Below are 14,558 nucleotides of genomic sequence, written 5' to 3'. Positions count from 1 at the left end.
GAGTATGTCCTTTCCTGCCATTCTGCCCTCCTTAAAATAAGGACAGTTTAGCATCTCTGAATTAGAGCCTGCCCCTGAAGGCTTTAATCAGTGGACATTTCTACTTTGGCAGAATAGGACATTATCACTTTGGGATTACAGGAGAAAAGGCAAAAACAAAAAAACAAAAAATATCCTTGATTTACATAATAAAATATAGTATAAGCTTTTTTGAATTAATCCTTGCCCCTGAAGTTTGTTCAGGGGCTCACCTAATTCATTATTAAGTAATGGATAGGAATCCATAAGGAGGCATATAGGATGAGTAATAATTATGAAGTGGTCTTTATTACAAGACCGGACGCAGGAGAGGATGTCATAAAGGGGATCATCCAGAAGGTAAAAGAGACTGTAGAGGGCCTAAATGGCCAGGTCGTCAAGATCGAAGAGTGGGGCAAAAGAAGAATGGCGTATCCAATTAGGAAACATGCGGATGGCCATTATATTTTTGCGAATATCTCTTCCAGCCCTGCGGCCTCTAAAGAGGTTGAACGGATTTTAAGGCTAAATGAGGATGTTATCCGTTATCAGACAGTTAAAAAGATAGAAACAAAGGCTGTTAAAAAAACTAAAGAAGAAAAACATGTCCCTGCAGAGCCTGCCCCGGCGGTAGTAAGCAGGGACATTAAGCAGGGAGAGGCGAAAGAATCTAAGGAGGTAAACCCATGAGTGAAAACAGAGCTAAACCAGGGTCTGCGCCTCAAGGTCGCCAGCAGCAGTTTGGAGGCAAACGTTCCTTTCAAAAGAAAAAGGTTTGCCGCTTTTGCGCCGATAAAAATATGAAAGCAGATTATAAGGATTTCAGAATCCTTAAGCAATTTATAAGCGAGCGCGGCAAGATTACCCCGAGGCGAATTACCGGAAACTGCGCCAAGCATCAAAGGGATGTGGCAACTGCCATTAAAAGGGCAAGGATACTCGCGTTCCTTCCTTTTACTACAACGGTAGGGTAGCATAGTTTAAATAGGGGCTATCGAATTAAAGTATTGGCTGATTGGAAAAACAAACCCGCTGTTCTCTGATAAACCAATCTGCTAACTATAGAGGAGGCATTAAAATAATGGAAATTATATTAAAGAAAAACACTCCTTCCCTTGGTAAAATGGGAAATGTTGTCAGGGTTGCTGATGGTCATGCAAGAAATTATTTGATCCCGCAGGGAATTGGAATAGAGGCTACAGCAAAAAACCTTAAACTTCTTGAGAAAGAGCTAAAGATATGGGAAAAGAAGGCAGAGAAACAGAAGGAAGAGGCTCAAAAACTGGCACAGGAGATAGAAAAGCTTTCTTTAAACTTTGCCAAAAAAACCGGCGAGGAAGATAGGATTTTCGGCTCTGTTACATCAATAGATATTGAGGCGCGTCTTAAAGAAAATAATATTCAGATAGACCGCAAAAAGATTCATCTGGAAGAGCCTATTAAGACCCTTGGCAGTTTTACTGTCCCCGTAAAACTTCATACGGAAGTTACTGCAAATCTCAGGGTTTTGGTTGTAAAAGAATAAATATCCTACAGGCGATAGGCTATCGGCAATGGGTATAGTAAACATCCCCATAGCCTATGGCCTCTTGCCTATAGCCTCTAATTTATGGCAATTCAGCTACAACAGGATATATCCCTTCACAAGCTCCCCCCTCAAAATATAGAAGCAGAGCAATCTGTCCTTGGGGCCGTCCTTATTGAAAATGATGCCATAGACAAGCTTACCGGCATATTAGACCCTGGCGGAGAGGATTTTTACAGGGATGCCCACAGAAAAATATTCAAGGCCATGCGTTCTCTCAAGGATAAAGAGAATGAACCCATAGACCTTGTAACCCTGCCGGATGCCCTTAAAAATATGGGTGCGCTTGAGTCTGCGGGAGGCGTCTCATATCTGACCGCACTGGTAGAATCAACGCCAACTGCGGCAAATATAGTTTACTATGCAAAGATAGTAAGAGAAAAGGCCTTGCTCAGAAAGCTCATAAATTCATCCACAGAAATAGTAACAAGATGCTACAACGGCAGAGAAAAGATAGACGACCTTGTGGATGACGCTGAAAAGATAATATTTGAGGTAGCGCAGGATAAGACAAAACAGTCTGTTTACCCTATAAAGGCTTTGACCTCGCATACCTTTAAGCTCATTGAAAACCTTTCTAAAAATGATAGCCATATTACAGGTGTGCCTACCGGCTTTGATAAGTTTGATGAGCTTACATCAGGGCTTCAACCATCAGACCTTATTGTTATTGCAGGAAGGCCAAGCATGGGCAAGACAGCATTTTGTCTGAATATTGCCCAGAATACGGCAGAGGCAGGCAATCCTGTAGTAATTTTTTCGCTCGAGATGAGTAAAGAGCAGCTTATGCAGAGGCTGCTTGCGGCAAGGGCAAAGGTTGACCTTTACAGATTAAGAAGCGGCAAACTGAAAGATGAAGATTGGAATAAACTCACAACCGCAATTGGCATTCTGCATGAGTCGCCTATATTCATAGATGACACCCCTGCGCAATCTGTTCTTGATATAAAGGCAAAGGCAAGGAGATTGGCGAGGCAGGACGGCATCAAACTCGTTATTGTGGATTATCTTCAACTCATGAGAGGCAGGCATGATGCGGATAACAGAGAGCAGGAAATCTCGGATATCTCAAGGTCTCTGAAGGCTATGGCAAAGGAACTCAATGTGCCTGTAATCGCCCTTTCCCAGCTTTCAAGGATGCCTGAGCGAAGAGAGGAGAAGAGGCCGCAATTGGCAGACTTACGGGAATCAGGCGCCATAGAGCAGGATGCAGATGTGGTGGCCTTTGTATACAGGGAAGTGGTTTACACCTCCTGCAAGTGTCCTGATGAAACCAAAGGAACTACGGCCTGCTCCTGTGAGAGAAGCAAGATCGCAAAAAACGCCGAGGTTCTTATTGAAAAACAGCGAAATGGTCCCACCGGCCCTGTAAAATTAACCTTCTTAGCTGAATATACAAGCTTTGAAAACCAGATAGCCGGTTACTATGCCGCCCCTCCCCCTAAATGGGTTGAATGATACTACAGTCTAAATAGACTAATAACTTGCAGCCTGTATTCTATCTTTTTTTCTTAACATCCCTCCATACCTTTCTGTTTAGTCCATGGGGAATACTCCCTCCTCTAATTTCAGTTGGTATTTACATGAAGAAAACTTTCATCTTGATTGTTGAGACAAACAAGGATGTTCTTATACATAATCGCACAGGGCATACTCAATCGGATTAGCTTTTATTGACCAGTATATCATTTACCCTTACTCTTTGAAAACTGCTTTGCATAGACTACGGCAAGCCAGATGGCACGTGGCGGATACTGCTCCAGCCATGGCATCATCGGGGTTTTGGGGATTCCGTTTGCAACGCTGTCAAACCAGTCGGCGTCGGTCCAGTCCTTTAGTTTCTTCCCATCCTTGCCCGGTCTCTTGGATATGGAATTGGGGTCTCTCAGGTCCCTCGCGCCCTGCATTATGGATATGCCGTCCTTGCCGTGGCAGACTGAACAATTAAGCCCTGGATAGAGGTTACCCTCATAGGTCTCCTTTCCCATGGCGATCATCTCAGTGTCCTCATCCCATCTTACCATGGGATCCACATCCTCCTTACCCCTTACCGGCATATTTTCCTTGCTCCATCCGGTCTTCAGGAACGCCAGCAATGCCCCCATCTCGTCCTCGGAGATGTCCTCTCCGAAATAAGTCGGCATCGCGGTCTTTGACTTTTGGTCCTCAAACCCCTTGGCCGCATCCTTTCTCGGGTTAACGATGCCCTCCTTGAGCCATTTCTCATCATTGAGTCCTATCTGCACGAGGTCGAAATGGGGACCCCTCATCGAGGTGCCAGTGCCTTTGAATTTATGACAGTTGGCGCATTTGTTCTTATTATAGACCGCCTCGCCCGCCTTGATTGCCTCAGGCCCGCTGAGGGCGGAGAGGTTTACCGGGGGTTTTCTTATCTCCTCCAACTCAAACTCCGGGTTAAACTGCGGGAGAAAGGCGGCAACACCGCTATAGAGGCCGGAGAATAGGGCAAAGGTCGCTATAAGATAGGCAAAAGCCCGCAGCCCCGTAAGCTTCCTCATGGCCGGAAGGTCTATGATGATATAAAAGAGAAAACAGGCGAAGGCATAGACATTGAATATTACAATGAATAACCGGGGGAAGCCGGCCTTATTCGTAAGCGCTGTCATGACCATGGCACCGATGATATACACTATAAACTTCTTAACCCATCCGTGCTTAAGAAGGGAATCCCATTGCAATTTCATTAACCTTCTCCCGAATTCTTTTTCTCTGCCGATGCGGACTTGGGAAGTTTAAGCTGCATCCATATGATAAAGCACAAGATAGCGAAAAATATCAAGGTAACCGAGGTGACTACCATGCCGGTGTGTTGAAGGGTCGGGGTATATGCGTCCGGCGTCATGTCCTTGAAGACCCTGTAGACATGGTAATTCTTTCTGGCCAGTTCCCTTATGGCTCCCATAAGCCCCATCAGCCATGTAGATGAAAAGGCGAGAAATATCAGCGTGAACTGTGAAACAGGATTGATTTTACCATATTCTATGGTTCCCTTCTTAACGGCAATACGGTAAAGGATAAAATTCAGCAAGGTCAGGAATATCAACACCGTGGCGGCCGTGTTTTTTGCCTTCATAAGCGCTATAAAGGCCAGCTCCTCCGGCAGCTCGGTCGCGGCGAGATAGGCGTCCTTTATCATCGCGGCCGGCACCATCCCGGGCTCAAGCAGCATTGTGGCGAAAAAATGCCTCGGCGCAAACCATATGGCCGCGCAGACAAACATCAGTATATAGGTGTATTTCATCCCCAGCAGGTATTTCTGCGCCCCCTCGATCCTTTTGGTGCTGACCCATATATAGTAGTTGCTGCCGATAAAGAGAAGGCCTATCAATACGGCCTGGACAAGCATGAACATTGAGAGCCTGTCAGACATGATGTACATCCCTATGGAGGCGTCATACTGATAGAGTTCGTGGGCATAGATATAGCCGACGGCAGGGAGGGGGAAAATGAAACCGAGGCCTATGGTGTTGCCCAGATACCCCTGCCAGTCATAATAGGCCCTCTCCTCGTCGTTCTTGGACATCAGGTACATATAGGCGCCTATGAATGCCACAATGAATCCGCCGTAGGTGAAATTCCCGAGCAACCGGTGGAGATTGAGTGGCCACCAGCTGAAATTGTTTATCCATGCCCACTCTCCAAATCCGGCAATCCCCTGTACTGACCCCCCTACGGTTGGGGGCGTCAACATAAATGATGCAGGCGCGTTTATCAGGATAAGCAGCGCTATGCCCGATAGATTAAGGAGGATACCGAGGATGATATGAACCCATTTCTTGTTCATCTTATCCAGCGGTTCCCACATATAGTAATAACAGTACATGAAGATAGTCTCAATGATAAACAAAACCGGATACCAAAAGCTCACCAGGTTTTTAAACCCCCGGAACAGCCATGTCATGAAGCTCGGATAGAAGGTGATGAGCACGAGGAGAAAGAAGCCCCCTGTGAGGGCCGTAAGGCTGTAGCACACGACCACTATCTTCGTGGTTTCCTTTGCCAGTCTCTCGTATTTTTTATCCCCGCTCCTCCACCCCAATATCTCGGCTATGATGATAAAGAACGGAACGCCGAGTATGAACGACGCGAACAGGATATGGAGCTGGCCCATTATCCATGCAATATCCCTGTTTGAGAGACCGAAATAGGAGAACCGTGCATAGGGGATGTTCCATGCTTCTTTGCTGATCATGTCCACGTTCGGGTTTTTCGGATCGGACGAAAGTTCCGGGAATTCTACGGCTCCCTGCGGCAAGGAGACGACCTTCTTTTCCTTCCAATCAGCCACGGAAGGGACGGGGATGCGTTCTACCCCTTCAACAGATTCAAAGAAAGCCGGCCCCCCCTTCCAGCGTTCTTTTTCCTCGTCAAGGTATTTTGATTCCACCGGTTCCGGCGATTCTGGGGACATATCCTCCGCATGCAGCGCCTTGATACCAACGACGGACAGCGCAATAAAGAGAGACAAGACGGCCGTGAGCGTGCGGTGTCCTTCATAGATTTTCTGCAACGTCTCTTTAGTTCTCATCAGGGTTATTTCCTCTTAAATATGAGCCAGCCATCCCAGAGCGGGAGCTTTTTAAAACGGATTTTCCCGTCCACGATGTCCCAATCCTCTATCATAAGGGGGTGTTTCTCCGTGACCCCCTCGCCGTGCTTTATTTTATATATCTGTGTCTTATTGAACTCGTCATAGTATTTCTCGTAGTCATGTATATGATTTTTCCGCTCCTTATAATTGAAGCTGTATTTCGGGTCTACGGAAGGCTTGTGTGGGCTCTTCGGGTGACCGTGACAGCGGAGGCAGATGTTTTCATAATCATATCTTGCGCCCCATTGCTCTATCTTGCTTCTTTTGAATTCCCCCTTGCTCTTTTTCATGATGACCCTGACCTGATTCCCACCCCTCGCAGTGTGACACATCTCGCATCCGACCTGCTCCATGCTCGGCTTCCACTCGCTAATGGGCGTTTCCGCTGGGACAAACCCGCCTTTCTGCCCGTAACCCGTGGTATGGCATCTAAGACAATTGGGGTTCATCGTGTAGTCACTATCAGGGTTGATTCCGGCCATTGTTTTGGCATTGGCCCTTACACCGGGCTTTAACAATTCATATGTCTTTGCATGGGGGGTGTCTTTCCACGCCCGATACCAGGGGTCATGACACCTGCCGTTGCACGCCGCAGCCCCCATATATGCCGGTTTATCCGGCATCCTGATAAACGGTTCTTCCTCGGCGCGCAAGAGCGCAGGAACCATGACCGATAGCGCAAGCAGCAGAAACAAAATGGGGTGTTTCTTTGCCCTTTGCCGACAAGATATTTCAAATGTTTTCTTCATACATTCATACAAACCTTTTTTTACATACCATGATAAACCCCATGGGCATTCCTATTCCTGCTCCGGCATCGCCTTAACATCATGGCACAGCCTGAAGAAGATGATGAGCGAGAGCAATGCGGCCGCCAGCCCCCCGAGTATCAGTGAAATACCTGTCCATGTTATAATAACCGGCGTGCCGCCTTCCGAAAAGACAGGCAGTATCATGAGATATTTGCTAATCCATACCCCGATGCATATTATGACCGCGACAGCGGCCAGGCCATTGACAGAGAGCTTTATTCGCCTGAATATAAGAGCGAAAAACGGAACAATAAATATCGCCGCCATCATGATTGTAAACGCAGGGGTGTAATGGCCTTTCATCTGCCTGAATACAGGCCCTGCACGGTCCGGCAGATTGCCGTACCAGAGAACTATATACTGCGACCAGAACAGGTACACCCACAGAAGCACAAAACCTATCAGCACCTTACCCATTGAATCGAGGATATGTTTATTCAGGTGTTCCCCCGGTTTTCCGGGTATGAAGAAAAATGACATAAGATACAGGAAGGCGAAGCCGGCGAGGAGGTTCCCTGACCAGAAATATGGGGCAAATACGGAGCTTTCCCAGTGTGGGATAATCATCATGCCGAAGTCCCAAGCGATCAGGGTGTTGGCAATCACATAGAAAAAGCAGACCGCGGCGGCTATGATATTGAGCCTCTTTTTAATGTCCTCCCGGGGGTGAGCCTGTTTTTCCTCCCTGCGGCCAGAGGAAAAATACAGATAGCTCGTTATATAGAAAAGGGCGTTCGCGATGAGGTTCCTCCAGAAAAATAACCCCTTTCCGAGCCACGGGCTTATTGGGCCGTGGAATTTCTCAGGGTTCGCCCAGTAAAAAAGATGGTTTGCCCCGCCAACATACAGGATGATGAACATGACTGCCGCAATCGGGATAAAAGAGAGCGTCATTATCTCCCCGAGCCTCGAAAAATACCTGGCCCATTCAGACCTTGCCAGCCTCATGATGACGGAAAAAGCGACCCCCGCCTGCGTGATGCCGACAAAAAAAACGAAATTAACCGCCAGCATGGCCCAGAGGTTCGTTGTCTCCTGCGTTGTCTGCACGCTATAGACAAAGGAGATTATGCCGTTCAGCAATATCACCAGCAATACCCAGAATATCACAGCCCCTCACTTTTGCTCTTAACAAATTGCCAGGTTTTTCAGCCTCGCAATTTGGCAATCCATCCATTCCATGCCACCATTACCACCAGGAAAGGACATACTTGATATAGTTAACAATGTGCCACCTGTCTTCAGGGGATATCGCGTCTCCCTGCCCAGGCATCTCTTCGTCTTTGCCGACGCCGCCGTATGTTATGGTGAAGTAAATGGAGCCGTCCGGCACCTTTTTTATATAATCACTCGTTAAATCCGAGGGCGTCATATATTTTTTGCCCAATTTTCCATCGCCATGACCCGTGTCCCCGTGACAGATGGCGCAGTAAATATTGTAAAGGGCCTTCCCACGGACAAAGGACTCGTCGGTCGGGGGTATGGGGTTGGGGAGATTCAGCGATTTCTCTTTGGTCTTAACGCCAAAAGCGGGTTTCCCCCCAGTGGGGACGCTGTCCTTAGGCATAGGCAGGGCCGTGCCCTCCTGAGCCTTGTGCGAGGGCTGGGAAAACATGTCCCATGACCACGGCATGGCAAAGGAAGACCCTGGCGCAATAGCGGCTATAAGCCCCCATAGGAGCGCGGCCTTAGTCGTCCTCGACATTCTTTACCTCATTTGCGCCGCTTTCCATTAGGATTGAATTGACCCTTTCGATTTCGCCTTCCCCCACTCCCTTTACGAGGAGTCCAAAGGAGTCCATAGCGCACGCCGGCTCGTCAACCTTGTGTCTGAAGCACGGGATTCCGGCGATGACAAAAAAACCCAGGAGAGTCATGCATACCCCCAAGAGTATCATCGTCTCATATGCAATAAGAAGCGTGGGCGGAGCCGTGAGTATAGGACGACCGCCCCTCGGAAGCACATACAGTACGGCTGTCCCGAGCGAGAGAATAACGCCTAACATAAACCCGGCAACCCCGCCGAAGAGGGTAAAGAACCTGAGATAATCCCGCTCCTCGCCGAAGACCTCCTCCATCTCGTGCACGAGGGGGATGGGCGAGAATACGGTTATCCCGAAGCCGGACTGTTTCATCCGCTCCGCGGCCTTCAGGAGGTCGTCCGCGTGAGGAAACTGTCCTAAGACCGCGCTCATTTATGGCGCTCCTTTTCCATCGGAACGCCCAAGTCTTCCTTGACCTCGAAAAGGGATATCACAGGGAATATCTTTATGGACACCATGAACATGAAGATAAAGAACATGAACGCGCCGGCTGTTATGGAAATCTCGACCCAGCTCGGCGAATATCCGTGCCACATCCACGGCAGGAACTTCCTCGAAAGCGCGTTAGGGATTATCAGATACCTTTCGAGCCACATGCCCGTAAGCACGAATATGCAGAGCACGGGCATGGCGCGGGAAGAAGTCCGTATCTTCCTGAAGATGAGCGAGAGGGGAAGAATGGCGTTGCAGAATATCATCAGAGCGAAGAGTTGGAGATACGGCTGGGTGAGTATCTTGTATTTAAGGTGTTCTATTTCAAACGATGTATCCGCATACCAGCCGGTGAAGACCTCCATGCCCGTAAGGTAGCTCCACACGAGCGATAACAGCAGCATACAGGTCCCGACCCTCTCGTAGTGGTGTTCGGTTATGTATTTTTTAAGGAACGGGTACGCCCACCTGAGGACCGTGAATATAAGCATGACCCCTGCAAATCCCGATAGGAGCGCCCCTGTAACGAAGTATGGCGCAAAGACCGTCTGGCTGTAGCCGGGCACGAGGGACATCGCGAAGTCCCATGAAACTATGCTGTGGACAGAAACCACGAGCGGCATAATAAAGGACGAAAAGAACATGGTGGCGCGGCCATGCACCACCCACTGTGGGTCTGTCCCTCTCCACCCGAGGGACAGATATGTGTAAAACGTCTTCCTCCATCCCGTTGTGTGGTGCTTGAGGGAGGCGAAATCAGGTATCATGCCGAAGTACAGGAATATGGCGCTGCTCGTGGTGTATGTGCCTATGGCAAAGACGTCAAATGTAATCGGCGAGATGAAGCTAGTCCATATCTGCCTCTGGCTAGGATACGGCATTGTCCAGTATAAGTTCCAAGGCCGTCCCATGTGTATGAAGATAAAGAGCGCCACGAGGATGAGGGAGAAGAAGGTCACGGTCTCTGCGCCTCTCGTTATGGCCCTCCTCCACGGGGTCTTTGTTATGAAGAGCATGGCGGAGATGAGCGTCCCGGCATGCGCCATGCCGACCCAGAAAACGAAGTTTACGAGGTAGACGCCCCAGATCACCGGCACATTAAGTCCGGTCACTCCCTGGCCTGTATATATCTGATATGCCCAGGGCAGGAAGAAGAGAATAAGGGCAAGAGCCCCGGCTATGGCGAGGATGATATAGTAGCCTGGGCCCGTCTGCGTCATGAGCCTCAGCACATCCTCGTTCACTTCTCTGTAGGTCGGCTTACTCTTTGTGTTCTCGTGTGTCATCGTCCATTACCTTTTTTAGATATATAACCGAGGGGGCAGTGTTAAGCTCCTCAAGTAGCCTGTACCTTCTCGGACTTTTCGCAAGTTTCGAAACCATGCTGTTCGGGTCGTTCAGGTCCCCGAACGAAAGCGCTCCTGTGGGGCAGGTCTGCGCGCAGGCCGGAACGACATCGCCGTCTTTTAGCGCCCTGTCTTCGTCCTTTGCCCTGTCCTTTGCGGCCCTTATCCTCTGAATGCAGAAGGTGCATTTCTCCATCACGCCCATCTCCCTGACTGTAACATCAGGGGTTAACTGCTCATCCAGAGGCTTATCCCACTTATAGGTGAACCAGTTGAATCTCCTTACATCATATGGGCAGTACGTTGCACATGTAAATGTGCCCACACATCTATTGTACACCTGCACATTAAGACCATCCTGATTATGGTATGTCGCATATACGGGGCATGCGGACTCACACGGGGCGTTTGAGCAATGCTGGCACATAATGGGGATAAACTTCACCTTTATGTTCGGATACCCGCCATCGACGTACCGCTCTATGCGGATCCAGCTCATCTGGCGGGCATTATTTATCTGCTCCTTGCCTACGACAGGGATGTTATTCTCCGCGTAGCAGGCGGTAACGCAAGCCTCGCATCCGTTACATCTGTCGAGATCAACCACCATAGTAAACTTGTGGTCAAACTTCTCGTAGTATCCCGGAACCCTGTAGGATCTGATCCGCTCCGCTATCCTTTTGAAGATCCCGCCCACTTATATAACCTCCTTGCCAATCTTCTTAAATTCCTCAGGCGATATAGTCTGGACGATATTTCTTCCGAGCTCCCTCGTTACACCCTCAGTCTTTGCCAGCTTTTCACCTGCGCCGGTGCGGACAAGTTTTACACGTGTGGAATTTAGAGCAACCGACCCTGTCCTCGGGTCCTCTTTGTATGGGAGTATGTCAATGGGGTTCACCCCCCTGTTCTTTGCGTATCTCCCCAAGTGCGTATGCCCCTGGCCAATGGCAACGGCCACCATATCAGGCCTGATACCTGGATATAAATATGCCTGAAGGGTGATCATGCCGAACGGGGACTCTACCGCAATAAAGTCCCCTTGCTTTATCCCTAATGCTCCGGCGGTCTTGGGATTTACCTCAAGCCAGCTTCCCCATGTCACAGAGGTCATTGGGTCAGGTAACTCCTGCATCCATGGCAGGTTTGCGTGCCTTCCATCGCCAAGGCCATGGTGGGGATAAATCACGAGGTAGAATGGGTATTCCTTATCATTGCCTTCGAAAACGGCTGGCCTTGAGGGCAATAACTGCTCGGCCATCTTCAGCGATACCGCAGCCTTCTTCGTCGGCTCAGTCTCCCTCCACCATCCTCCGGTTGCAAACATCTTCTCCCAGAAATCCTCAAACCCGATCGTTCCGGCAGAAAGCTCATTGTTTCTACCGTAAAGCTCCTTCCAGCCTGATTTAAGGTAATCCTCAAAGGAATCGGACTTAAGCCGTTCCTTCATACCTCCGCCTATCTTCGAAGTAAGAGTGAGGAAAATATCACCAATCCCACGGGTATTATTGACCGGGCTTACCACAGGCTGCATAACTGTGGCAACCGGGTATCCTACCGAAGGGGACGCAAACCCGTCCCCCCAGTCCTCAAGCGAGTGGTGCGTCGGCAGCACAAGATCCGCCATTGCAATAGTCTCGTCAATAAAGCCTGAGAAACTAACTATAAAAGGAATCTTATTTAGCGACTCTTTCGCATTTGCAGCCTTAGGCATTGTATAGAGCGGATTTGCGTTGTAGACCATAAGCACGCTTACCTCCGAAGAACTCGCTGCGTTTAACAGTGCTCCCACGCCCTTTTTGAAGTCAACCGGCTCTTCACCGAGCAAAGCGCCTGAGTTAATAACCACCCCTCCCTTTACGCCGATGCTGCCCGCAAGGTGGTTAAGTATATTTACAGCCACAGCGCAGGAAACCCCGTCCGCAGAAGACAAAGCCCCGTCGCCGGCAATAGCAAGCGCGGGTTTTGAGCCCATGAATTCCATGGATAGTTCCTCTATCTTCTCCGCCGGAATATCGATGACCGGGGCCGTTTTAGAGGGCGCATATATAGAAAGTGCAGACCTCCACTTTGAGGCATCTCCACCTTTGTAGTAACCCCTTTCTACTATAGTGTAGGCTATAGAGAGGGCAAGCACAGCCTCTGAGCCGGGCATTACAGGGATCCACTCATCTGCGTTAGCCCCTGTCAAAGACAACCGCGGCTCTATCTGCACAAGACGACCCCTCGTTTCCCTGTGTCTACCCTGGCGCATCTCGCCATAGCCACGGCTAAAGTTTACAGGAGAAAGCCATGTGCCTGAAAAGTCCGCGCCAAACGAAAGCAGATAGTTTGTATTTGCGATGTCATAATGGGGGGTTTCTTTAACGCCCATCGTGGTTTGATTCGCATAGACAAGGTTTCTGTGCTGAAAAAGCTCGTACTGCACAAGGTTTGATGAGCCATACACTGACATAAAGGTGGTTGCAAGCTTAAGCCTGTGGCCAGAAAGGGGGGCGGTCAAAAACCACAGTTTTTCAGCAGAACCAGCCTTTTTAAGTTCCCCGAGCTTTTGACCAAGCATATCAATGGCCTCGTCCCAAGAAACCTCAACGAAATCTGCGCTACCACGCTCGCCCCTTCTCTTCAGAGGCCCTTTAACCCTGTCAGGGTTATAAAGAGTCTGAAGGGCTGCCTGCCCCCTGGCGCAAAGCCCTCCTTTGTTGACAGGATGGTTGGGATTACCCTCTATCTTCTTTGCCCTGCCCTCCATTATCTTAACGAGAGCGCCACATCCGGCGCCGCACTCCGTGCAGAGTGTGGCGTACCAACTTGCAACCCCGGGGACAATATCACCAGGCGGAATAAGATATGGTATGAGCTTTGCCCCTGGTGGCTTTGTGACCTTGCCGAAGATAAAGCCAAGCCCCGCCCCTGCCCCTCCAACGCCTATAAATTTCAGAAAGTCCCTGCGTTTCATCATCTTTATCGACCTTTACGCCTTTACCCCTTTATATGTGGCATGTCCAGCAATCGGTTCCGTTTTTGACCGGAGTTCCGATATATTTCTGCGCCTCGTTCGTATGACACTCAAGACACCAACCCATCTTTAAATGAGAAACCCTTACATACGGAATGCCGAAGAAAACAGCCTGCCTGGTAATCCTATCCATCTTTGCAACATCGCCGTGGCACCGCTGGCACGGCACGCCTGCCTTTACATGTCTCTTGTGGGGGAAATAGACGTGGTCGGGGAGATTATACACCTTCACCCACGGTATGGGTTCCTTGTTCTCCCAGTAAGATGTAAGTTTCTGTATCATGGGAGAGTCGGTCTTTATGATCTTGTGACAGCCCATACACCTCTGGACGCTGGGCACGCCTGCCACTTTGGATCTATCGGCGTAGATGTGGCAGTACTGGCAGGGGATATTGTTGTCGCCCGCATGTATCTTATGGCTGAAATTTATGGGCTGAAGAGGGGCACTGTCCGAGAAGAACTGCTGCTGAATCACATGACCTATTGCCAACGATATGATACCTGTCAGGGTGTATAGGATAAGCTTTTTCATTATCTCTTTTTAAAAATTTAGTTTTCCAGGTCTTTTTAAGGCGAAAATATCTACAGAGCAGAAAGTTACCTATAGCAGTAGGCCCTTGCCCGCTTTATTTCAAGCCCCTGTTTAAGATTTCGCATATCCCGGGACCTGAATCAACCAGCTGTCCTATCGGAAATATGCTGCGGGAGGATACACAAAGGGTATCATCCCGGCTTCTGTCGCCTTAGTAGAATAAAAGGAAGAAACTGTATTAATATAAAAAGTATAACTTTGCTGTGGTGGGATATTATAACAAGTATAATTCCCTGTCAATGTGATTTTAATTTTTGTCAATAAATCTCTTGACAAGTAAAACCACAGCATGTTAAAAAGAAAGTCCGTCCATAGAAAT

The 14,558-nt window shown here is 48.9% G+C and carries 13 protein-coding genes and 1 pseudogene; 4 read left to right on the top strand and 10 right to left on the bottom strand.

The window, feature by feature from the left end:
* Window positions 1-300 precede the first annotated feature (300 nt).
* From rpsF to dnaB, 4 genes and pseudogenes are all read left to right on the top strand, one after another.
* On the top strand, window positions 301-708 hold the full coding sequence (rpsF, locus tag Q8P28_08055; protein MDP2682741.1) for a 30S ribosomal protein S6: 408 nt from the start codon (window positions 301-303) through the stop codon (window positions 706-708).
* A 56-nt stretch (window positions 709-764) separates the two neighbouring features.
* A pseudogene (gene rpsR, locus Q8P28_08050) lies at window positions 765-992 on the top strand (30S ribosomal protein S18).
* 107 nt (window positions 993-1,099) lie between these two features.
* Window positions 1,100-1,543, top strand: a complete 444-nt coding sequence (rplI, locus tag Q8P28_08045) for a 50S ribosomal protein L9 (GenBank protein ID MDP2682740.1) — start codon at window positions 1,100-1,102, stop codon at window positions 1,541-1,543.
* Window positions 1,544-1,627: 84 nt separating this feature from the next.
* On the top strand, window positions 1,628-3,061 hold the full coding sequence (gene dnaB, locus Q8P28_08040) for a replicative DNA helicase (GenBank protein ID MDP2682739.1): 1,434 nt from the start codon (window positions 1,628-1,630) through the stop codon (window positions 3,059-3,061).
* Window positions 3,062-3,288: 227 nt separating this feature from the next.
* On the opposite strand, the gene Q8P28_08035 is transcribed toward dnaB, so the two are convergent.
* From Q8P28_08035 to Q8P28_07990, 10 genes are all read right to left on the bottom strand, one after another.
* Window positions 3,289-4,308 (bottom strand): c-type cytochrome, encoded by a 1,020-nt coding sequence (locus Q8P28_08035; protein ID MDP2682738.1) that lies wholly within the window; start codon window positions 4,306-4,308, stop codon window positions 3,289-3,291.
* Window positions 4,308-6,152, bottom strand: a complete 1,845-nt coding sequence (locus Q8P28_08030; GenBank protein ID MDP2682737.1) for a cytochrome ubiquinol oxidase subunit I — start codon at window positions 6,150-6,152, stop codon at window positions 4,308-4,310. Before Q8P28_08030 ends, Q8P28_08035 begins: the two co-directional genes overlap by 1 nt.
* 5 nt (window positions 6,153-6,157) lie before the next feature.
* Window positions 6,158-6,964, bottom strand: coding sequence for a cytochrome c family protein (locus Q8P28_08025; protein ID MDP2682736.1), 807 nt, complete (start codon window positions 6,962-6,964; stop codon window positions 6,158-6,160).
* 51 nt (window positions 6,965-7,015) lie between these two features.
* Window positions 7,016-8,137, bottom strand: a complete 1,122-nt coding sequence (locus Q8P28_08020) for a hypothetical protein (protein ID MDP2682735.1) — start codon at window positions 8,135-8,137, stop codon at window positions 7,016-7,018.
* A 79-nt stretch (window positions 8,138-8,216) separates the two neighbouring features.
* On the bottom strand, window positions 8,217-8,732 hold the full coding sequence (locus Q8P28_08015) for a cytochrome c (protein ID MDP2682734.1): 516 nt from the start codon (window positions 8,730-8,732) through the stop codon (window positions 8,217-8,219).
* Entirely contained in the window at window positions 8,716-9,222 is a 507-nt protein-coding gene (locus Q8P28_08010) for a DUF3341 domain-containing protein (GenBank protein MDP2682733.1), read from the bottom strand. Before Q8P28_08010 ends, Q8P28_08015 begins: the two co-directional genes overlap by 17 nt.
* Entirely contained in the window at window positions 9,219-10,568 is a 1,350-nt protein-coding gene (gene nrfD / locus Q8P28_08005) for an NrfD/PsrC family molybdoenzyme membrane anchor subunit (protein ID MDP2682732.1), read from the bottom strand. The genes Q8P28_08010 and nrfD overlap by 4 nt, the downstream gene beginning before the upstream one ends.
* Window positions 10,543-11,325 carry a 4Fe-4S dicluster domain-containing protein gene (locus tag Q8P28_08000; protein ID MDP2682731.1) on the bottom strand — a complete coding sequence of 261 codons (783 nt, stop codon included), beginning with the start codon at window positions 11,323-11,325 and terminating at the stop codon, window positions 10,543-10,545. The genes nrfD and Q8P28_08000 overlap by 26 nt, the downstream gene beginning before the upstream one ends.
* Window positions 11,326-13,590 (bottom strand): molybdopterin-dependent oxidoreductase, encoded by a 2,265-nt coding sequence (locus tag Q8P28_07995; GenBank protein MDP2682730.1) that lies wholly within the window; start codon window positions 13,588-13,590, stop codon window positions 11,326-11,328.
* 28 nt (window positions 13,591-13,618) lie between these two features.
* Window positions 13,619-14,179, bottom strand: a complete 561-nt coding sequence (locus tag Q8P28_07990; GenBank protein ID MDP2682729.1) for a cytochrome c3 family protein — start codon at window positions 14,177-14,179, stop codon at window positions 13,619-13,621.
* Window positions 14,180-14,558: the final 379 nt, after the last annotated feature.

It is taken from the genome of Deltaproteobacteria bacterium (genome assembly GCA_030690165.1).
Taxonomy (GTDB): domain Bacteria; phylum Desulfobacterota; class GWC2-55-46; order UBA9637; family UBA9637; genus JACRNJ01.
The sequence above is the reverse complement of the archived record's forward strand: the minus strand, read 5'-3'. Positions and strand labels throughout refer to the sequence as shown.